Source organism: Moorena sp. SIO4A1 (genome assembly GCF_010672065.1).
Taxonomy (GTDB): domain Bacteria; phylum Cyanobacteriota; class Cyanobacteriia; order Cyanobacteriales; family Coleofasciculaceae; genus Moorena.
Map to the genome: position 1 here is coordinate 54346 of NZ_JAAHHX010000007.1, position 22352 is coordinate 76697.

Annotated in this window: 15 protein-coding genes; 7 read left to right on the forward strand and 8 right to left on the reverse strand. The window is 43.0% G+C overall.

The window, feature by feature from the left end; genetic code table 11:
- The first annotated feature begins 73 nt into the window (after positions 1-73).
- Positions 74-706: a signal peptidase I gene (gene lepB / locus F6K53_RS06795; protein ID WP_293024385.1), complete on the forward strand. Its 633-nt coding sequence runs from the start codon at positions 74-76 to the stop codon at positions 704-706.
- Between the two features lie 326 nt (positions 707-1032).
- On the opposite strand, the gene F6K53_RS06800 is transcribed toward lepB, so the two are convergent.
- The gene (locus tag F6K53_RS06800; protein ID WP_293080205.1) at positions 1033-3744 is read right to left on the reverse strand and encodes a DUF3536 domain-containing protein; all 2712 of its coding nucleotides are present in this window, start codon (positions 3742-3744) and stop codon (positions 1033-1035) included.
- A 715-nt stretch (positions 3745-4459) separates the two neighbouring features.
- Here F6K53_RS06800 and cax point away from each other — a divergent pair.
- Together cax and F6K53_RS06810 are read left to right on the forward strand one after the other, a co-directional pair.
- Positions 4460-5578, forward strand: coding sequence for a calcium/proton exchanger (gene cax / locus F6K53_RS06805; protein ID WP_293024387.1), 1119 nt, complete (start codon positions 4460-4462; stop codon positions 5576-5578).
- Between the two features lie 295 nt (positions 5579-5873).
- The gene (locus F6K53_RS06810) at positions 5874-7067 is read left to right on the forward strand and encodes a serine/threonine-protein kinase (protein ID WP_293067499.1); all 1194 of its coding nucleotides are present in this window, start codon (positions 5874-5876) and stop codon (positions 7065-7067) included.
- 114 nt (positions 7068-7181) lie between these two features.
- On the opposite strand, the gene F6K53_RS06815 is transcribed toward F6K53_RS06810, so the two are convergent.
- A complete protein-coding gene (locus F6K53_RS06815) occupies positions 7182-9386 on the reverse strand; it encodes a recombinase family protein (RefSeq protein ID WP_293067496.1) in 2205 nt (734 codons plus the stop codon).
- Positions 9387-9503: 117 nt separating this feature from the next.
- Between F6K53_RS06815 and F6K53_RS06820 the strand changes: the two genes are divergently transcribed.
- Complete coding sequence (locus F6K53_RS06820; RefSeq protein WP_293080208.1) at positions 9504-10895, forward strand: proton extrusion protein PcxA; 1392 nt, start codon at positions 9504-9506, stop codon at positions 10893-10895.
- Positions 10896-10999: 104 nt separating this feature from the next.
- Here F6K53_RS06820 and F6K53_RS06825 read toward each other — a convergent pair whose 3' ends face one another.
- From F6K53_RS06825 to F6K53_RS06835, 3 genes are all read right to left on the reverse strand, one after another.
- Positions 11000-11557: an ElyC/SanA/YdcF family protein gene (locus F6K53_RS06825; RefSeq protein WP_293080211.1), complete on the reverse strand. Its 558-nt coding sequence runs from the start codon at positions 11555-11557 to the stop codon at positions 11000-11002.
- Positions 11558-12451: 894 nt separating this feature from the next.
- Positions 12452-13105, reverse strand: coding sequence for a DUF2301 domain-containing membrane protein (locus F6K53_RS06830; RefSeq protein WP_293024395.1), 654 nt, complete (start codon positions 13103-13105; stop codon positions 12452-12454).
- A gap of 36 nt (positions 13106-13141) precedes the next feature.
- Positions 13142-13933: an SAM-dependent chlorinase/fluorinase gene (locus tag F6K53_RS06835; RefSeq protein ID WP_293067488.1), complete on the reverse strand. Its 792-nt coding sequence runs from the start codon at positions 13931-13933 to the stop codon at positions 13142-13144.
- A 284-nt stretch (positions 13934-14217) separates the two neighbouring features.
- Here F6K53_RS06835 and F6K53_RS06840 point away from each other — a divergent pair, with 284 nt between their 5' ends.
- Positions 14218-14862: a DUF1361 domain-containing protein gene (locus F6K53_RS06840; RefSeq protein WP_364302353.1), complete on the forward strand. Its 645-nt coding sequence runs from the start codon at positions 14218-14220 to the stop codon at positions 14860-14862.
- 143 nt (positions 14863-15005) lie between these two features.
- Here F6K53_RS06840 and F6K53_RS06845 read toward each other — a convergent pair whose 3' ends face one another.
- The 3 genes from F6K53_RS06845 to gmd form a co-directional block, all read right to left on the reverse strand.
- A complete protein-coding gene (locus F6K53_RS06845; RefSeq protein WP_293067485.1) occupies positions 15006-17189 on the reverse strand; it encodes a polysaccharide biosynthesis tyrosine autokinase in 2184 nt (727 codons plus the stop codon).
- A gap of 492 nt (positions 17190-17681) precedes the next feature.
- Positions 17682-18626, reverse strand: a complete 945-nt coding sequence (locus F6K53_RS06850) for a GDP-L-fucose synthase (RefSeq protein ID WP_293024400.1) — start codon at positions 18624-18626, stop codon at positions 17682-17684.
- 177 nt (positions 18627-18803) lie between these two features.
- Entirely contained in the window at positions 18804-19883 is a 1080-nt protein-coding gene (gene gmd / locus F6K53_RS06855) for a GDP-mannose 4,6-dehydratase (protein WP_293067481.1), read from the reverse strand.
- Between the two features lie 794 nt (positions 19884-20677).
- On the opposite strand from gmd, the gene F6K53_RS06860 reads away from it, so the two are divergent.
- Together F6K53_RS06860 and hpsE are read left to right on the forward strand one after the other, a co-directional pair.
- Entirely contained in the window at positions 20678-20911 is a 234-nt protein-coding gene (locus tag F6K53_RS06860) for a hypothetical protein (RefSeq protein ID WP_293024404.1), read from the forward strand.
- A gap of 314 nt (positions 20912-21225) precedes the next feature.
- On the forward strand, positions 21226-22188 hold the full coding sequence (gene hpsE / locus F6K53_RS06865; protein WP_293080213.1) for a hormogonium polysaccharide biosynthesis glycosyltransferase HpsE: 963 nt from the start codon (positions 21226-21228) through the stop codon (positions 22186-22188).
- Positions 22189-22352: the final 164 nt, after the last annotated feature.

Consider the following 22352-nt stretch of genomic DNA (forward strand, 5'->3'; position numbering starts at 1 on the left):
GTTTAGGGCTAGGGGGGCGGTCATACCCATAAATCTGCCTTACCGTCAATTTAAATGTCAATTTAAATCTTGTATGGATGCACAGAAAAAGAAATTAGCAGCACCGAGTGAATCTTCTGAATCTGTTCAGGAGCAGCAAGCAGATGCTCAGGGTCAACAACAGGCCAAGGGTGGCACGCCATTCTGGAAGCAAGTACAGGAAAATTTCCAAATTATTGCGATCGCACTAGCCTTAGCTCTATTGATTCGAGTATTTGTCGCAGAACCTCGCTACATTCCCTCGGATTCCATGTACCCGACTTTGGGAATAGGCGATCGCTTAGTGGTGGAAAAAATCTCTTACCGTTTCCATACCCCTAGAGTCGGTGACATTATAGTGTTTGAACTACCGCCACAATTACAAATTTTGGGTTACTCAAAAGACCAAGCTTTCATCAAGCGGGTGATTGGCACATCCGGTGATACGGTTCAAGTCAAAGATGGCAAAGTTTATCGCAACGGTACTCCTATAGACGAGGACTACATTGCCCAACCTCCCCATTATCAGATGGGACTGGTGCAGGTGCCAGAAGATCAGCTATTTGTCATGGGAGACAACCGCAACAATAGCAACGATTCCCATGTTTGGGGTTTTCTAGGTAAAGACAAAGTCATTGGTCGTGCCTGTTTCCGTTTTTGGCCACTTAGTGAACTTGGTTCGATCTGAACTATAGCAGTTTTCAATGAGGTTAGTAAACAGCTATAGAAAATGTCGCAGAGTCTACCAAAAACTCTTATTATTTGTTAAAATTAAATTAGGGTAACACCGACCGGGATTATTATGTAACTTAAATTAAAGCCGAAAACCAAGGGTTTAATAGTTGCGCTGTAATCCCGGTGTTATAACTTTTTTGAGATTTTTATGGTCAGTGGTCAGTGGTCAGTGGTCAGTGGTCAGTGGTCAGTGGTCAGCTTATTTTATTCAAAAGCTGATAGCTGATAGCTGATAGCTGATAGCTGATAGCTGATAGCTGATAGCTGATAGCTGAATGCTTACAGGTTGGTGACCCAACCACTGAGATCCACTGCTAAGGTTTGACCCAACTTGAGTAGGGGGCTTGGGGAAAGTGAAGCACTGAGGGCAGTGCTACAGGTACACATTTTACATAGCCAGGGATAGCTGCCATTGCTATCACTATCTTTGTTTTGACTATCTTTCTTTAAATCTTGGCTTTGGATCAGCTGAGGCAAAATTTGGTTATGGAAGTACTGCAAGTAAAGTTCTTGGCAACGATCTAAGGATAAGCTTAGATTGAGCTGATTCCCAACATCAATCATTTTGTCTAGCCGTTGAATATCGACTTCCACTTCCTCTGGGTTGCTATCGTAAAGAATTTGCCAGAGCGTACGCAAAATTAACTTTTCTAAGGTTTGCTTGACTTCTAGGGTATTCAACTGACAGTGGAGATGATTCGCTGCTGTTGCGATCGCTTCTAACTCTGCCAACCTACTCCATACCACCTGCTGATCACTGCTATCACTATCTAATGCCCTAATCACAGTAATACACTGATTGGATATAGCAATTTCTGCTGCTACTTGCAATTCCTTGGGAATAGATAACCCATCTCTCTGGAAAGCCATCAAGGCTCTATAGTTATCCCGATAAACCTGGGTATAGAGCTGATCCAAACGGGTCAAGGTTTCCTGGCTCAACAGCTGCATAATCCGGTGTCGCTCTTCAGGAAACAGATGCTGCAAATTAAAATTTTGCTGCCCAAACAGCTGATTCATTACCAAAATTGTGTGGGCTGCACTGGCTTGCTCGAGGGCATTAAATAATCTTTCCAACCGCTGGCGGTAGGCTCGACATTCAGCAAGGGGTTGAATACAGCAGTGGAAGTCCCAACCACCTAGGTATAGCAAGGCAAACACAAAATCACCACTTTCCCTAGTTATCTCAGAAACCAATTGTAACTGTCCCACAGCTAGGGTTAATGCCCCGATTCGTTTTAGCTGGTAATATTGCTGATGGGCATAGTAACAGTAGATTTTGTCTTCTTGGGAATAGTTTTTAAATAGGGAACTAATGGCATAGTCTGCTACTACTTGCTTGCAGCTAACCTGGGCTGACACCACTAGTTGCCGATAAATCTGGTCACCAGTTTTAAAGCATTCCACATTACTGGGTGCTAGAGCAAGGCGTTGGATAAATTCTTCTTCCAGTTGGACTTTAGCAACATTAGCAGCTAACTCCATAGCACGGGCAGCATAGCGTAAAATCTGAACCCCTTCTAGACGGGAGATTTCCTCAAAAAACCAACCACAACTGGTATACATCAGCAGAGCATGACGCTGCATTTCCAGCAGTCGTAAGCCATCCACGTGTTCGGCGGTCGTCAGTGGGTGAGTACTATGACGCTCCAGAAAACTGTCCACATTGGCTGGGGAACGGTTCCGAATCACTTCGATATACTCATCCCGCGCTAGCCAAGGGTCATGGAAGAATTGGCTACCAGTCTCTTGATATACCTCAATCAATTGATCCCGTAACCAATCCAGGGCATTCCGCAGGGGACGACGCCACATTTGGTGCCACTTCCCGTCACCACCACAGCCACAATCATCTTGCCAACGGTCAACCCCATGGGAGCAACTCCAGGCTGTTACTGGCTTCAGTACCACCTCCCAGGTGGGTGGATTAAAGCTAAGGTAGTGGGCAAAGTTGGTTACTGTCCAGTTGCGCTGGGGAAACTCATGGGTAAAAGCGTAGGCAATACACTTCTCAGTGCCTGTTTTGTGATGGCCAAAGGTTTCCCCATCCGTTGCCACAGCAATCAACTGGGCGCTGCGATGATCCCCACGTACTGCTTGACCCAAACGCTTGGCGAAGTGTTCAGTACTGGTGAGTAAATCATTGAAGCCCATATCTCTGGAGATTGGGCCGTCATAGAAAAAGATATCAATAAATTTGCCATTTTTGAGGAAGCAACGGTAAGGGCGAGTAGGGTCAATCTGAGCACCTCCCACTTCCTGCCATGGAGAATTACTATTGTGTTCACTGGTGAGTTCATTGGGAATTGGGCGGCAACGTTGAGCTTGGGAAGGGGCTAGGATAGTAAACCGAATATCTTCTGCTACCAATGCTTCCAAGGTGGGATAGTCTACTGCGGTTTCCGCCAGCCACATCCCTTCGGGTTCACGACCAAAGCGGGAACGGAAGTCCGCTTTTCCCCAACGGATTTGGGTGTATTTGTCCCGTTCATTGGCTAAGGGAAGGATGATGTGGTTGTACACTTGAGCGATCGCATTTCCGTGACCATTTAAGCGTACGCAACTCTTCTTGTCCGCTTCCAGAATCCGCTGATACACTTCGAGATCGTAATCTTCCAGCCATGACATTAAGGTTGGACCAATATTGAAGCTCAAATAGTCATAGTTGTTGACAATATCTATCACTTCCCCTTGGTCATTTAATACCCTAGCAAAGGCATTGGGGCGGTAGCACTCATAGTAAATCCGTTCGTTCCAGTCATGAAACGGAGCAGCAGTAGGCTGACGCTCAATAGTATCTAGATCAGGGTTTTCCCGAGGCGGTTGGTAGAAATGACCGTGGATAGTAATATAGACACCTGTGGCCGTATCTAGGGAGTCATTGTTGAGCGTCGAGTAGTGTTTGATCTTGGCAGTGGACTTAGCAGTGGACTTTATTTCCTCAGCTTGTAACACTAGCAGTTCAGCTACTGAAGTCATGGGAATATGCATTCAAAAAACAGCAACACAGCTCACCCAACCCGATAACTTCATGTTTGGGACTCGGAGCGCGAATACCCTTGAGCAAACTTATACTGGTTTGGCAGTAACGAACAAAAGTAGCGGATAGTTGGGACAGCGGATAGTTGGGACAAACGTTAAATGCTTAACACAATGATTAATTCAACCGCAAGGTTTAATTCAAGTAACTCCAATCAGTTTATGCAAATTGCGGTAATCTTATCAATCTTCACCAGATCATAGCAAATTTCTATGGTTAAAAAATATATCCTAAGACTGATGCGCTTGAGGAATGGTTGAGTATCCAAAAGCAATATTGCAGCACAACAGTTACAGAGTAAGGTACTTGACTATCTAATTTGGCTATCTAAGTTCAGGACTTACGCACAGACACCATGGGTAGGGTGGGCAAGGTTTTGCCCACCCTACAGGTAGCTTGACTATCTAATTGGCCTATCTAAGTTGATTAGCTAACACCAGTCTAAATTTAATCTGTTCATGTTATGAAACAAACCGTCAAACCATCCCCCCACCTCCCTATCTCCCCATCAGTCTCAACCCAAAAATTAACTGCGTGACAGCTTAGGGGCGTGACAGCTTAGGGAGACGGGGGGATGGGAAGAGGGATTGACCAAGTCCCTTTCGATACTGCCCTAGTCCCCGAGAGTAACTAGAATAGTAATTCTTTTGAGGTAAAGAAACCTAAATGCTCACCAAAAACCAAATTTTGTCAATTTTGCTACTGTTTATTCCCATTTCAGTAGCCGCTGAATTTCTAGAGTGGAACTCGGCAGTTATCTTCATTACCTCTTGCTTAGCAATTATTCCTTTAGCAGCATGGATGGGAACAGCCACAGAAGAAATTGCTGTGGTGCTCGGTCCAAACCTAGGAGGGTTATTAAATGCCACCTTTGGCAACGCTACAGAATTAATCATTGCCCTAATTGCCCTGAATGCTGGGTTAGTAGAAGTGGTTAAAGCCACCATCACTGGCTCCATCATCGGTAACCTACTCCTAGTGATGGGATTTGCGATGCTGCTGGGTGGATTGCGTTACAAAGAACAGGAGTTTCAGCCCATTGTGGCGCGGGTGAATGCCTCTTCAATGAACCTAGCGGTGATTGCCATGTTGCTACCGACAGCAATGGATACCACATCCATTGGTATTCCTCAATCTACATTACAACAGCTTTCGGTGGCAGTTGCCCTGGTTTTAATTCTGGTTTATGGGCTAACTCTATTATTTTCCATGAAAACCCACACCTATCTGTTTGATGTGGGAATGGCAGAAATGGAGTCAGAAGAAACAGGGGAGGGTGAAATTGCCAGTTCCGAATCTCAACATCTGCCTAATATCTGGTTGTGGGTAGGAGTCTTGGTAGTGGTTACCCTGCTGGTGGCACTAGAGTCAGAACTTTTGGTGGATAGCTTGGAATCTGCCACATCACAGTTAGGACTAACAGCGCTGTTTACCGGAGTAATTTTACTGCCCGTAATTGGTAATGCAGCAGAACACGCCACTGCGGTAACTGTGGCGATGAAGAATAAGATGGATCTCTCAGTTTCCGTAGCCGTGGGGTCTAGTCTGCAAATTGCCCTATTTGTTGCCCCAGTGTTAGTGCTGGCTGGGTGGTTTATGGGTCAGCCCATGGATTTGGATTTTAATCCCTTTGAATTGGTAGCAGTAGCCGTAGCTGTTTTGATTACTAATTCGATTAGTTCTGATGGTAAGTCAAACTGGCTCGAAGGGGTTTTGCTATTGGCAGCTTATGTGGTATTAGGACTAGCGTTTTACTTCCATCCAGTGGTTGAGGGATTGGGTTGATTTAACACCTAGTGTGTAGAGTCTGACAGATGAAGGTGATGATGAACAAAGAATTTCAAGTCAATAAACTGTCAACATCCCTGTCATCCCAAAAAAATCTGGCTATATTAGAGCTAGAGGGGTCAAATGTCAATGATAAATCGGTTTGATTCGTAAGACAAATTGATTGGTAAGAAAAATCATCATCTAATCCACCCCTTTAGCCTTTGCCCTTTGCCCTGTATCCACCCATCTAGCTTGAGATTAACCGAGCACGCTGATGGGATGGATGAGCCACTGAGGACATTAAGCCGAGATGCTGGAAGCCGAACAGATATTACATGAGCGCTATCAACTGAAGCAACAACTGGGACATAATGCTGGACGACAAACTTGGCTAGCTGAAGACATAAGAGTGTCACCTCCAGAATTGGTAGTTGTTAAACTGCTGGCATTTGGTGGTGACGTTAATTGGGACGATTTAAAACTCTTTGAGCGAGAAGCACAGGTGCTTAAACAGCTCAATCATCCCCGGATTCCCAAGTATCTTGATTATTTTAACATTGATGACCGAGTACTCTGGTTTTGCTTGGTACACAACTATATTCCTGGCTCCTCCCTCAAGGAAAAACTAAATCAAGGTAAACGATTTACAGAAGGGGAAGTGCGCCAAATAGCTGTGGATGTGCTGAAAATTCTTGAATTTCTCCATCAGCTGAATCCAGCCGTACTACACCGAGATATTAAGCCTAGCAATCTAATTTTAGGAGATGATGGGCAGATTTATGTCATCGATTTCGGGTCAGTACAGGATCGGGCTTCCCAAGAGGGCGCGACATTTACGGTAGTGGGAACCTATGGTTACGCGCCCATGGAACAGTTTGGTGGTAGGGCAGTACCAGCCTCGGATTTGTATGGCTTAGGAGCGACGTTGATTCATTTGCTCACCGGGACTGCACCTGCTGACTTGCCCCAGCGGAATTTGCGCATTTGCTTTAAAGACCAAGTCAACCTCAGTGCTAACCTGATTAGCTGGATTCAGAAGCTGACCGAACCGGCTCCAGAGCAACGCTTCAAAAGTGCGTCTGAAGCAATTCTAGCCCTAGAATTGGGCATGACACTAAATACTCGCAAAAGCAACAAACTGAGCAGACCCACCCGAGCCACCTTTGTGAATAATTCAGGTCAAGGGGGTTTAGGTGATCCTCGAATACCGATACCAGATGAAATCAAAGGCTGGAACTGGGGAGCTTTTTTGATACCTTGGTTTTGGCCTATGACAAATAATGTTTGGATTGGACTGATAGCATGGGTGCCTCAATTGGGTTGGTTAATGGCGATCGCGCTCGGTGCCAAGGGCAATGAATGGGCTTGGAAAAGTCGTCGCTGGCGGAGTATTGAACACTTCAAAGCTCACCAAAGAGGCTGGGCAATCGTGGGGATTCTCTTTGGCGCACCACTGAGCGTGATGTTGTGGATACTTGTCTTGGGCTTGGTCTCTGGTTTTTAATACGAAAAGGATCTAGCTTGCTGCTTCACCCTGGGCAAACTTCAACTCAAACATGCCAATACTTCTAACAGAAATATCCCAGGAACTTCCAGTAGAATTGTCAAGAAACAGTATTTACGCAGTATTTATCAAAGATAATAACGGACCATTCTGCTCTGTGCCACTAACCGCTAATTCGCTATGACACAAGTAAACCCGCTCTGTAACTCTACCGAATAAATCTCGCAAAATTCGCTCTAATCGCTGTTGATCAGCTTGGACTTTATCTTCCTCTGTCCAAGGACGTCCAGACCATTCCTTTAGAAATAGATGAGCTCCGAAAAGGGTAGCTGCACCACCACTGAGCCAGAGGGAAGAACCGGCATCTAACCAAAAGTGCCAACGGTGGCAGCGGCGAGCGGCACGGTATTGGAAAATAGTAGCGAGGGTGACGGCATTGGTAGCTGTGGGTAGGCGGCGGACGGGATAGGGATTAGCAGTAACGGTGCCACGACGTAGCATCAGAATGAATTGGGCGATAATTTGGGTGGAACGCTGACGGTTAGACGGTTGTTGCTTGGTTTGGCTGGAATCATCCACCTTCAACTCTTTCCCCAGGCGTCCATTCACTTCCCAGTAGTGTTGAGCGGTTTCCATCAGTTCCCGCAGTGCTGCTAGCTGTTCATAGGCGAGATTAGAACCATGCCACAAAAATTTCTGAATGGCGCGGTCGAAAACTACCAGGCACGAAGGAATCAAACCCTGTTGTTGTTGCTCCCGCTGTAGTTCTAACCATTGGAAAATCTCTGAGTAGGCAGTTGTTGCCTGATGCCCTAACCTATCCCAACGAGGAAACGACTCCACTGGTAATAGGCGAGGTTGCTCAGGATCAGGAGCATAACAGTGATCCGCTAATAAACCAGCACGGACAGGGTCAATTAGGGTTGCCGGTTGCAGATTTGAACTCTCAACCTTCAACCTTTCAACATTCAACCTTTCAACCTTCAACCTTTCACCCTTCAACTCCTGCACTTGTGGTTGGCTACTGAGTACTACCAGCATTTGTGCGATCGCATCTCGATTCACTAACCGTCCCAAGCCAGGATACACTAGCGCTAGTAGGGTTAGTAATCCCTGAACCATCGGTGAGCTAATTAATGGGCGCTGGTCATTGAGGGGTTCGACAGCAATGCCTTGGTTAGTCAGGATTTCCGTTAAGGTGTAGCGTGCGATCGCATCTAGACCTGGAGCAATGATTGCTATTTCACCAGGCTGCACTTGCCCAGACTTGACCGCTTGACTAATCACCCCAGCCGTTTGCTGCAACAGTTGAGCGCGGGAGGTGGTTTGAATCGATTGGATAGACTCAGGTATATCATCAATAAACATGGAATTAGTAATTAATTCCACTACTGTGTTTGCCAATTCAACCGGCATTGCATCGATCGATAAATCCGGTAAGATTTCCACCAAGCAACGGGATGCCAAATCCGCTAGATAATTGGGGTCAGCATTAAGGCCCAAGCGTACCTGTCCATTAGGATTAAAGCTAAAAGCTCCCACAGCCCCTTGATTGAGTAGAGTCTCAAATAAATCCCGAGCGATCGCAGGATAGTCATCCACATCATCCGCCAGCACTGCCTGATACCGCTGCTGCAAATACTGCTGATAAGTGGGGTCTGCCAACAAATACCGCCAATACAGTTCAGCAATAATCCCGTAGGTTAATAATCCCCTCTCTAGACACCAGCTTCGCCACTCTAGCAACAGCTTTCCCACCGTTGACCAAAGTTCCGGGTTTCCTTCCTCCTCTGGAATCCCGACCGTTAACATGTGGGGAATGTCTTCAACAGGTATCCCACTCACTGCTGCTAATTGTAACAAGTCCAGGAGCCGACGAACTCTAGTGTAATCATTCCCCCCTGGCAGTTGTAGTAGATCATTATCCAGGTCAGTACGCCAGTGCTGGGTGGCTAAGTCCTGCTCAGTCTCAGGACGCAATCGCAACGGAAACTGTGCCTTGATATCCAATCGCCCAATTAACAAGGGCCAAAATAGCATTACCTCATCTTGGAAAAAACCTAAAGGTGTCTTGGAAAGTACTGGATACCGTCCCCGGATCACCTCTGTGAGCCGATCCGCCAGCTCACGCCGATTATCGTCATTAGCCGCAAACACTAAAATTCCTGGGGCTTTTGAGGGAGTTCTTTGATATCTTGAACTCGAATTTGGGTTTGACCAATCCAGTCCTCCTTCAACCCATTGGTAAAACTGACTCACAAGGCGAGTTGTTTTGCCAGTGCGAGTTGAGCCAATGATCCACAGTGAATTTTGAGCCACAAAATTTTTCTTTAGGTAATTTGCTATTATAGCACAACTAGGATGTAAGAGTTCTAGGAATAATTAGGTGTAAGAATGCACCCCTTAGATGTTGAGAGTATGATCCTAGAGAATTGAATGAATCTTCAAACTATCTTACGCACAGCTAGACAATGGTTCTTCAATACACCAGAGAGAGCCTTGGATCAGGCATACAAAGCGGCACTAAAAATTAAAGCGATTGAAGATGAATATTTTGGAGGTAAAAAAATCTCCGCCGATACCAGTCAATATAGTAACAGCGTTATTGCCTATTTTGAGGCAGAAATTAATAAATATATCAAGACTATCAACGTTAGACTAGCAGAATTTAAAACCAGTCGTTCTGTTATAATAAATTCTGAATTAACTGGATCTAATCCTCTCGAAACTAGTCAACAACAAGCTAGGGAAAATTCTCGGTTATCTGAGTCAATCGACCTCAGCGATCAGCAGTCAATACTTATTGAAAAATTAAATTTTATTGATGAAATTATCAACAAGTATGCGGCCCCAAAACCGGAAAAATCCACCGCAGCATTGATTCCCATAGACCAAAAGCCAGATAATCAGATTACTAACTCCAGTCCAAGACAGGTTATCAACCAAAATTCCAATCTTCGAGAAGCCCCTTATTCGGAATCAGACAACAATTCATCGGTCAATAATCAAGGAGCTAACTCCAAGAAAGTAACGGATAAAACCGGTGTATTACCTAGGTCAATTGTAGGGACGGTCAAAAGAATTCAGCAGGAACTCGATCCACGAGCTGAAGATAAAGTTGTCAAAACCTTTCGTCGGTCTCAACGTAAAACCGTAATCTCTATTAAGTTTATCCTAATTTTAACTATTGTTCCTATTTTAACCCATCAAATTTCTAAAACGTTTCTAGTTAGTCCCATAGTTGAGCACTTTAGAAGTAACCATGAATCAGCTATTTTTTTAAATTATGAGATGGAAGAAGAAGCTCTGATAGAGTTAAAAAAATTTGAAGAAGAACTCCACTTTAAAAGCTTACTGGGGTTTACTCCTAAACTATCTGAGGAGGAGATGGAAGAAGAGATTAAGCATAAAGCTAACGAACTGGCAGAAGACTATTATAATCAAGGATCTAATGCCATTAAAAATATTTTTGCTGACATTATAGCTCTAGTTGCTTTTGCCTTAGTTATCATGAACAGCAAGCGAGATGTAATTATTTTAAAATCTTTTATGGATGATATTATCTATGGACTGAGTGATAGTGCCAAAGCCTTTATCATTATTTTGTTTACCGATATGTTTGTAGGATTCCACTCTCCCCACGGTTGGGAAGTAATCCTAGAAGCCGTATCCCGACATTTAGGAATACCAGAAAGTCGAGAGTTTATATTTTTGTTCATTGCCACATTTCCAGTTATCTTGGATTCGGTTATCAAATATTGGATTTTCCGCTATCTGAATCGGATATCTCCTTCAGCAGTAGCTACCTATCGCACGATGAATGAATAATAATATACCAGTCGAAGTAAAGGTTAAGACATGTTTCTGTTCCCTACTCCCTACTCCCTACTCCCTCACCCAATTAATAATTGCTATAGCAGTTTTGGCAATATTCAAACTTTCAAACTTACAACTTGAGCATAGAGATAAGCGATTGTTTCAGACATGATTGACCGCACTCCTTGACTAGAAACCCACCACTGTTTTGGTTCATAGTCAAGGGAATTAGCAGCTATTGCTCCAACTTTAATCTCAGGACCAAGAACTTGCTTAAATAGCATCCAACTTCTGCGAGTATGAACATCAAACGAATAAAGATTAATCGATTTTATTGATTCATCAGACGTTAATAGCCACTCCCGTAACGCCTGAACCGATGCTAAGGTACGATTGACAGTAACATCTGGTGCTGGAACAGCAACTAATTTATCTGGCTCAAAACCCAGTGCGATAAACGTTGCCGCAGTCAATTCAGCATAGCTTTTATACTCTGACAGATAATATCCTTTACGCAGAGGAAGGCCAGTGGTGATTATTTTTTGATAATTACCCCGATCAAATTCTTCCATGGCACCTTTTAAGGCATAGTCCGGTAGCCATCCTTCTACTACTAATGCATCAGCGTTAATGGGAGAAGTAATCGATAAAAATGGGTGGATATGAGTTAACATAAAGAGACTACAGGTAATAATCAAAAAAGTATTCACAAACCATCCTTGAACCGTTAAACCCCACTGTTTTCGCCTACATACTAAACGCATGATTGGGACTTTTAATGAAAAATTATCTCGTCAATAGTCACTAGTCATTAGTAACCACAAATAAATGATATTGTGGTCACTAATGTACGGTATAGTCTACGGTAGAGAAAACCGTGGTCACCTAATCACTGATGACTAATAATCACTGATGACTAATAAGGTCTATAGCGCTTTTTAAGCTAGTAAGGTACAATTTTTTGGGTTTATAGGGAGCAGGGACTGAGGCCGTGGGCCACGCGGGGCGCGTTCGGAGCAGGGAGCAGTAAAGTCAGAAGAAAGAAAAGGTAAAAAATCCGGTGTACCTCATTAGGCTAAAAACCGCTATAGAGCATCTCACTTTTCTAGTACTTACCAATCAAAGTCCCATCTGTCCGGATTATTTTAAAAAGGATGATCGTCAGTCCCCTTGCTTCCTTCGTTTATAGTCTTGTTTTTTGGTAATTCGTAAAATCACTAGCAGCTTATTAATTTCCTACACGTTTGTAAGCATTCAGCCGTCAGCTGTCAGCTATCATGCTTAAAATAAACCTCGTTCCCGTAGCGTGCCCATCGCGCAAACAGGAGATTTAATAGTTCGAGATTAATGAAAATTGGAGTAAGCATTCAGCAGTCAGCGGTCAGTGGTCAGCTTATTTGATGCAAAAGCACCGATTAGTAGCCTGAGCACAGACCTTTGGCTGATAACTGATAACTGATAGCTTATAGCTGATAACTGATAGCTGATAACTGATAGCTGATAACTGATAGCTAATAGCTGATAACTGATAGCTGATAGCTGATAGCTGATAGCTGATAGCTTATAGCTTACACACGCTTCTTTTTGAGATACTCAAAAACCGACTTATCACCAATATCATCTGGAATCGGTTGCAATACTTTACGCAGGGCAAACACCATAAACAAAACCGCCCAGAGTCCTAGCAGAATCATCTCCCAATCTGTAGACCAAAATCCAACTATATGTCCCAGTAACAGCATGGGTACTAGGGGAGTTAGGAATTTAGTTTCCAAGCGATTAAAGCAAAATGCTTCCTTGAAATAAATTCCGGTTAACGCTGCAAAGGTAAAACCAATTCCGAATAGAGAAATAGGATGGTTATAAATGTATAGAGCAAGGGGCTCATTGCTGGAAAATGCCAGTGCAATTGAGGCAATGCAACCGATGCCCCAAAAGATTTGTAGTAGGCGGTGCAGGGGAGCTAGATAAATATGAATGGTGACTAAGCTAACCCCTAGGGCAAGGCAGAATAAGCCATAAAGAGGAGTCAGGACATTTAAAATACTTGGGCTAGCTCCTCGCAATAGAATTAAATTACTGGCGATCGCAAAGCTCAAGGCTGCTACCACTAAGCCAGCGCGGTAGATAACTACGCCAATGCGATCGCTTTCGGTAATGGTAAATTCGCCAAACTGACCTTGGTAAACTACCGGTTCAGATGGTTGTAGTGATGTGGTCATAATATCCTGGAAAGGAACTCGGTACTAATTATTATTCTAATTTTTAATGCTTAATTCCACTTTATCTCCCCAATCCAGCTGTAATTGAGACTTAGCACTCCCACCGTTAACAGCGATTTCCACCCAACCATGACTACCAATTAGGGCAACGAACTCTCCAAGTTGGCAATTGCTATAGGTTTGAGTATGGGGGATAATGCGATCGCTTATCTTAACAGACCAAGTTTTGCCATCAACCTCAGCCCCTGGGATATTAGTGATTAAATTGCCAAAATGGTCAACATATTGGATAGAACCAATAATCCCATCATCGGTTAGTGTTTTTGTTAGTATATCTAGCGTTACCAAAGTGTTTGGCTCAATTACCTCTCCCAAGCTTTCGATTGGTAAGCCACTAGCCAAGTGAGCTCCAACACTAGCAAAGATATCTCGACCATGAAACGTAGTGCTAGGATTTATAGTGCGCCAGTAGGCTGAGTTGGTTAGCTCAACTGCTGCCATGACTGGGTATTGCTCCAAAATTCCACTGAATAGCCCATTATCTGGACCGACCAAGAAACCCTGTGAAAGTTGGATAGCGATCGCTCTTCGGTGACTGCCGACTCCTGGATCAACCACCGCCACATGAACTGTCCCCGCTGGAAAGTAGGGATAAGCATTGATCAAATTAAACCGAGCAGCGGCTAGGTTTTGAGGGGGGATGTGGTGAGTCAGGTCTACTATAGTCAAAGTTGGGTTAACTTGGGCAATGACACCCTTCATCACACCCACATAAACATCTTGTAAGCCAAAATCACTCAGCAGAGTAATAATCCGATTCTGAGGCATGGTTATCTCAAATCCAGTTGACTGATGATCATATCCCTTCTCGGGTAATCGGTAATGGGTAATGAGCCAGAATTGTTATGAGCTTCAAAGGCTTCCAACTTTAAACCTTAAACTTTCAACTTTCAACTTTCAACTTTCAACCGTCAACTTAAGGCTTAAGTATGAAGTATGACCTATGAAAGCTCAAGCTCAAAACTCAAAGCTGAACGGATGAGTTAGGATAAGGATTAAATTCAATACCACTTAACAAGGCTAATCTACCCTAGAGCAAAGGTTCACTAATCATGTCTATGGACACATTACTGACAGAGGTATGGAAAGCTTGGCATAGCCACAATGGCTGGATGGCTTGGAATTTGTTTCTAGCATCAATACCATTAGCTCTAAGTTTTTGGCTATTCCGGAGTAAATCTGGCTTACACTCCGGATTATGGTGGATAGGTTTAGCAGTTTTTATCCTATTTTTGCCCAATGCGCCCTATCTGCTCACCGATGTGATTCATCTAATTCAAGCCATTCGCAGGAATTACTCAGTATGGACAATTACTCTAGTTGTTATTCCCCAACATCTGCTAGTTATCCTAACCGGTTTTGAAGCTTACGTTCTATCTGTGATTAACCTAGGTGAGTATTTGCAGCAGCGAAGGTTAGGAAAGTTGATATTTTTAGCTGAGTTAATTACTCATGCTCTGTGCGCCTTTGGTATTTATTTAGGACGATTCCAACGGTTCAACAGCTGGGACTTAGTTGCTCAACCCAGTAGCTTAGCCAAGAGTATGATTCATGATTTAACCTCTAAAGGTCCACTACTAGTAATGGCCGTAACATTCGTGGTGCTGACAGTATTTTACTGGATGATGAAGCAAATAACCTTAGGAATTATGATCAGAATGCGCCACCAAAGTTCTGGCAGCGCAGCTTCTGGATAATAGATTCACAGCGTGCAAGGTTTTACGGCTGATTACATTCAGCCTTTTCCTGACTGATACCAAATCCGGTTCATATAGGTTACTTAACTAAATCATCAAATCAAGTCTAGGCAAGGACTTTGATTGTTTTGAATATAGTCTTATTAAACCGGATTTGGAATGACATCTGGCGTAGTATAGTTTTCCCTGTTGCGGTAGATATAGCCGTCAGGTTCGTTCTTGAAGATGACACCATTGGTAACTAACCCCAGAACATTTTGACCTGAGCTGTTGAGAATTTCCATAGCAGCATTAGCCCTGGCAGAATCTGTTTTTTCAGGTCGGGCTACCAGTAAAATGCCATCAGCCATTTTGCCCAAAATTGGGGCATCAGCCATACCAGCTAATGCTGGAGTATCTATGATAACGCAGTCATACTCTCGTGAGAACTTCTGCATCAGTAAAGCCATCTTCTGAGAGTCCAAAATAGCCACAGGATTTGGAGGAATTACCCCAGCCATCAGAACATCAAGACCAGTCATTACTTCCCGTTTAGCCTGATGAAATTGAGCCTCACCCACCAGAATATCACTTAAACCCAAGGAGTTAGTTAGTTCCCACAGATGATGTTGAGATGGATAACGCAGATCAGCATCGATTAGTAACACCCGGCGTCCTACTTGAGCCATAGCCGCAGCTAAATTAGCACAGACATGGGACTTGCCTTCCTTAGGAACAGAACTGGTTACTACAATCGATTGCAGTGGTCGATCAGAACTGATAAATTTCAGATTCGCTTGCAGAATTTGATAGGCTTCACCGACGACAGAGCGGGGCAAATCTCTTGGAAAAATGGGGAAAACATTCTGTTGAGACGATCCAGCAAAATAGCTGGTACTGACCAGCTTGCCGTAATCTGGAATCACCCCTAACAAGGTATATCTAAACAACTCTTTTAATTCTTTGAGAGTATGAACCGATTTGTCTAAGAGGTCGATCAAGAAAGCCGTAGCGATCGCAACTAAGATACCAGCAAAAGCTCCCCCTGCCAGGATCAGGTTGATGGGGATTTGAATCGGCTCTTCAGGAACGATCGCCTCTGAAATCACAAGGGCATTACCGACATTTTGATTTTCCGCAACTCTAGTTTCTTGTAGCTTGCTTAACAAAATTTGGTAAGTTGCTTGTGCAGCAGCTACCCGTCGCTCCAGTTCCCGCTGATTCTGCTCTAATTTCGGTAGGACTCTAGACCGCTCTTTGTAAGACGACTGAGTATTCCTCAGAACAGCTAGTTGGCTAGTCAGCCCTAAACGCTGTACCTCGGACTGAACCAGTTCTGCAGTCAGTTGTTGCTGGATTGGTCCAAACTCTAACAAACTCTTAACCGGTGGCGCTGATTGTTGGCTACCAATGACTTGTGCTATTCGCTCTTTTAGTAATTTTAATAGTGCAGCTTCCTGAAAAGCCAACTGAGCCACTGTTGGGTATTCATCGTTGAAGCGGGTGCGCTCCACTGCTAACTGAGCTTGTATCTCTTGGAGTTGTTTCAGTGCATCCTGCACCCCAGTAGATTGCCTTAAAGACGTAGCTGCCACAGCTTGCTGTGTATCCAGACCGATCTTATTGCGCAAGCCCTTAGACTCAGCATTTATCTGTGCTAACTGAGCCTGAAGTTGAGAAATTTCGTCCTCTAATTTGGCAATCGACTCGACTGCAATGTTAGCTTCTTGTTGCAGGTCTAGTACTTTATTAGCTTCTTTGAATTTACGTAAATCCGCTTCTGATTGGCTGACAGTAGCTTCAACTTTTGGGAGTTGTTTCTCAATAAAGTCACGAGCAGCGACAGCTTCCGCTCGGTTAGTTTGGAGATCATTCTCTATGTAAACCTTAATCAGTGTGTTAACGATCCTTTCTGCCCAAGTAGGATCAAAGGATTCATAGGAAATAGTTAAGATGTCTGTCCCCGGAATTGGTTTGACACTGAGTTCTTTTAAAATGAACTCAGGAGAGATAAATTCACCGTTTTTATCCCTGAGGTTGAGAGTTTTGATGGTTTTTTCTATAATTGGTCTGGAAATAATAATTTCTACTTCCGTAGATAAAGGGTCCCTCTTGCGAGCCACATTATCAATAGTGCCAGTTGAATTATCAACCCCGGTCAAAGAAGAATTATCTGTCTTTAACAACAGTTGAGCTGCTGCTAAATAAACAGTTTTTTGAGAGAATGCATACCATGCTGCAAGACCAAAAAAACCAGCAAAGGCTAGGGTTGCTGGCAAAAAACGCCGTTTGAAAACTAGCCAGTATTTATGAAAATCTATTTCTTCTGAATAATCTATAGCTTCCATAATAATTGCTCAGGAAAAAATTTTAATAGTCACCGACAAAAAATTAGTAGATTACTCACCCTTTTTTCACCGTTAGAAGCTAGGTATTTTTTTTATAAATCTATCTATAGTTAGATGCTCTATAAATTAAAATAAATTATAATATTGATTGATTATACTTGATTAAGTTATTGTTATTAACAATCATCAAAAAAATACTATCATGTATATTTAGTTTTAGTGTTAATTTACCAAGTTTTTTTCGGTAAGGGGTAATGGGTTGGGAGTAATCACAATTCATCGTTGCCCTTTACTAATTACTAAACCTTACACTCTTAATGCTTCCAGACAGGATATAAATTGTATTTTGATTACTATTCTACTAAAGTCTGTCTGGCTTTAGCCTTCGAGGGCGAAGCATTTGTATACAAACTGGAACTGTTAGAGCTACTGTTTAAGCTACATATCCAGGTACAAATACTTCGCCCCTACCGACAATGGGTTTGGGTAGATTTAGCTAGCGTGTTGTCGATACCAGTCGATAGTATTCTTCAACCCCTGCTTAAACTCCATCTCAGCAGTGAAGTTAAACTCCTGCTTGGCTCGTTCAATATCCAGACAACGGCGAGGCTGACCATTGGGTTGATCAGTTTCCCAGACAATTTCTCCCTTAAATTCCATCAATTCGCAAATCAACTCAACTAAATCGCGAATTGAGATTTCATAGCCTGTACCCAAATTAACTGGCTCTGGCTGATTGTAATCCGTGGTAGCCATCACAATACCCCGTGCTGCATCGGTTGAGTAGAGAAACTCACGGGTAGGACTGCCATCACCCCACGCAGGCAATGTCATTTCTCCCTTTTGTTGGGCTTCATAGACTTTACGGATTAGAGCAGGGATTACGTGGGAACTGCTGGGGTCGAAATTATCTTCCGGACCATACAAGTTCACCGGTAACAGATAGATGCCATTGAATCCGTACTGTTGCCGATAGGCTTGTAGCTGGACTAAAAGAGCTTTCTTAGCAACCCCATAAGGGGCATTGGTTTCTTCGGGATAACCATCCCACAGGTTATCCTCTTTAAAGGGTACTGGTGTGAATTTGGGATAGGCACAGATGGTACCAACACAGACAAATTTTTCCACACCAGCTTCATAGGCGGCATGAATTAGCTGAGTACCCATCATTAAATTGTCATAGAATAGCTCAGCTGGCTTTTCTCGATTAAGACCAATGCCACCAACGTGAGCAGCAAGATGAATGATGATATCCTGCTGATCCACAGCTCTTTGACAGTTCTCTAAAGAACGCAGGTCATAATCAAGCGATCGCGGAATAGTAATCTTCTGTGCATCCGCTCCAGCTTTACACAACTGATCTACTACCTGACGTCCTAGAAATCCAGCTCCACCAGTAACTAGAATCCTCTTATTACTAAGATCTAAACTTTCCATTTATTTGTCATCCTTGCCTAGCTTTTGGAGAACTATCACCGTCTGGTGCATCGCAATGCAAGCAGGAATATACTAAGTCATTATTCAACACAAATCCTATCGATCCGGATTTGTGGTTGCTGATGTATTCGCTTGCACCAACGATGCTACCTTCACAGTCAGTCATAGACTAACGGATTAGTCAACCATTGTAGCTACACCTTGACGGATATAGGCTTGATCATTCAACGGTTTAGTACTCTTGCCGTTAGCGCTCGACAGACCCAAAGCTTGTAAATCCGCTTCTACCATTAAGGCTACCAACTCCTCAAAGGTTACAGATGGCTCCCAACCTAGTGCCTTTTTTGCCTTGGTGGGGTCACCAATCAGTATATCTACCTCAGCAGGGCGCAAATAACGCTCGTCAAACTCCACATAATTATTCCAATCCAGATTTACATATTTGAAGGCAATCTCTAAAAACTCCTTAACTGAGTGGGTTTCACCAGTAGCTACCACATAATCATCTGGTTTGTCTTGCTGGAGCATCAGCCACATGGCCTTGACATAGTCCTTCGCGTAACCCCAGTCTCGCTTAGAATCAAGATTACCCAGGTAGAGTTTTTTCTGCTGACCTCCGACAATTCGGGCAATTGCTCGGGTAATCTTGCGGGTGACAAAGGTTTCCCCTCGACGGGGTGATTCGTGGTTAAACAGTATACCATTGCAGGCAAACATGCCGTAGGATTCACGATAGTTTATAGTTTGCCAGTGAGCATACACCTTAGCACAGGCATAGGGAGAGCGGGGATAAAATGGAGTGGTTTCCTTTTGGGGTATGTCCTGTACCTTGCCAAACATCTCAGAAGAACCAGCTTGATAGAAACGCACGTCGATACCGGTGCGCTGACGATAGTCCCGAATCGCTTCCAAAAGTCGGAGAGTACCCATTCCCACCGAGTCAACGGTATATTCTGGGGAGTCAAAACTGACCCGAACATGGGATTGAGCCCCTAAGTTATAAATTTCCGATGGCTTAACCGCCTCTAAGATCCGGCGTAGGGTCACACCATCAGTCAAATCACCGTAGTGTAAGAAGAACCGTGCGTTTTGATTGTGGGGGTCTACATAGATATGGTCAATGCGATCTGTGTTGAAGGTGGAGGTCCTTCGGATAATACCGTGAACCTCATAGCCCTTTTCTAGCAACAACTCACTCAAGTAGGAACCGTCTTGACCTGTAATTCCAGTGATTAGCGCTCTCTTTGGTTCCGTCATTTTTTACTTTTCCTGTAACGTAATGTGGGCAATTTTGGTAGATATTGCTTCCCCAGAAAATCTCCCATGCAAACTGGGAAGTTTGCATAGGAGTTAATCATCACCAGCTTAACTCAAAAAATCATTTGTGGCTGTAGTGAATTTACCGTAAATAAACTCTCATCAAAAATTTCACATATTCTCCACAGAAAGTTTAAAATTATATATTCATAGAATTATTGAAATACTAAAATAGTGTTGACATGAATAAATTGTTGGGTTAAAAATTTGCTATTGTGTTTTTGATTTTAAACGATCAGGATATTTTTGTTTTTTTTAAGTTAAATTATGTTTTTTTTCCATGATAAGTAGTCGGACAAAAGTTTTTGGTGCTGTATAAAGTTTTGTAAATAGATCCAAAACCTTTTGGGGTAAAGGTTACACTGATTTTACAGTTTTTGAAACACTACCGTTTATTTATGTCCGACTACTTATAGAGCATATTAGTTTAATAAACGCTTCGCAAATAAGGCAGTATTATTGCCTATATTTCAGTAAAAAATATACCATATATGATGGTATATTGAAGGTTTAAAATTGACAAAAATATCTTTTTTTTGCAGGTGATAAGTTCTAAGTTATTATGATTATGTTCAGGTTAATCATAAAGATATATAAGCTCGTAATGAAATAAAATATGGTGTATAGTTTTTTAAACAAAATTAATAATTGATCAAAAATATACCGTTATAGCCTAGATTAAATTCACAAAATACTTAACGTTATTTTTTAAAAAAAAAATTTATTTTAGATAATTGCCAATCATAGATGTCAATAAATTATCTGAACACCACTTTATACGTCATGCAGTTTTACCAGGAATAACGGGACTTTTGCAAGTGTCCGGTCGTTCCGATATTACGTCTTGTCTTGATGCAGTCGCTCATGGCGCATGGGTCTGTGTGCGGAACCTGCGTCCGCACCGCTGTTTGCCCCGTGGAAACCCCCTGTTCCCTTGCTGCATCGCTTTGAAGAAGTGGTACATCTAGATACTTTGTACATGTAAAATTGGTCATTATGGCTAGATTTGAAGATTTTAGTAAAAACTGCCATAGTACTTTTCCAAAAAAAAAGGCGCTGACTAGTAACATCAGTTCGATATAACTAACTTTGTCCAGGAGTCAGGAGTGGGTAAAGGGTAGCATGGGCGCGCCTAGTGGATAAGCACCGTTTAAAGTATCGGTTAAATTTCCTAAAACAATAACAATTTCTATCCTCAGAGAGAGATAATTTTGTTCAACACTTGGGAATATTCACAATAATAATTAGTTAGGGTTATTTTTCTACACTGGAAAAAAAAACTATGGTTATGGAGTTAACTGTTGCCATCCCAACATACAATGGTCAGAAGCGTTTACCAGAAGTCTTAGACCGACTGCGAGACTGTTGCCAGCAAGACCAACTGAACTGGGAAGTTATTGTTATTGACAACAACAGCACTGACGGGACTGCTAAGCTTGTTGAGGCTTATCAAGCCAATTGGCCAACGCAATATCCCTTGAGGTATTGTTTTGAACCGAAACAAGGGGCAGCTTATGCCAGATGCCGTGCCATTCAGGAAGCCAGAGGTGAACTAGTGGGCTTCCTAGACGATGACACGATTCCATCAATGTCTTGGATAGCTGCTGCTTACGCCTTTGGCAAATCTCACCCTACTTCTGGTGCTTATGGTAGTCAAATCCATGGTGTTTTTGAAGTCACTCCTCCAGCAAATTTTGATAAACTTGCGCCCTTTTTAGCAATCACTGAACGTGGCTGTGAGCCATTACTTTATGAACCTCACAAAAAATTACTACCGCCTTCAGCTGGGTTGGTTGTGCGAAAACAAGCTTGGTTAGAGAGTATGCCCTCTCGGCCTATTTTGACTGGGCGTACTAAGAGCAGTATGTTAACTGGGGAAGATTTAGAGATGTTGTCTCGTATCCAAGCTAAGGGCTGGGAAATCTGGTACAATCCTGCTATGGAAATTGAGCACAAAATCCCTAGCTGGCGTCTGAGACGTGAGTATTTAATTCCATTTTTCCGTGGGATTGGTTTAAGTCGTCATGTCACCCGGATGTTGAGTGTAAAACCTTGGCTAAGACCGTTGGCAACTCTGGCTTACATGACCAACGATTTGCGCAAAATTACCTTTCACTGGCTCAAACATGGTGGTGCTATCCAGTCTGATTTAATTGCAGCTTGCCAAATGGAGTTGTTTCTTAGTAGTCTATGGAGTCCTTTTTACCTCCTTAAACATGGGTATTTTGCTGACTATGATAACTAGTTAAAATAACTAGTTATTTTAACTTCAAAATGCTTAACAGGGGGAAGGAACTGGAAGAGGGAATTCATAAATTGCTCATAAATTGCTCATAAATTGTGATATCATACCGCAAATAGGCAATACCTAAAAATGCGATTATGGCCCGGTCGCTGCTACGCGATTGG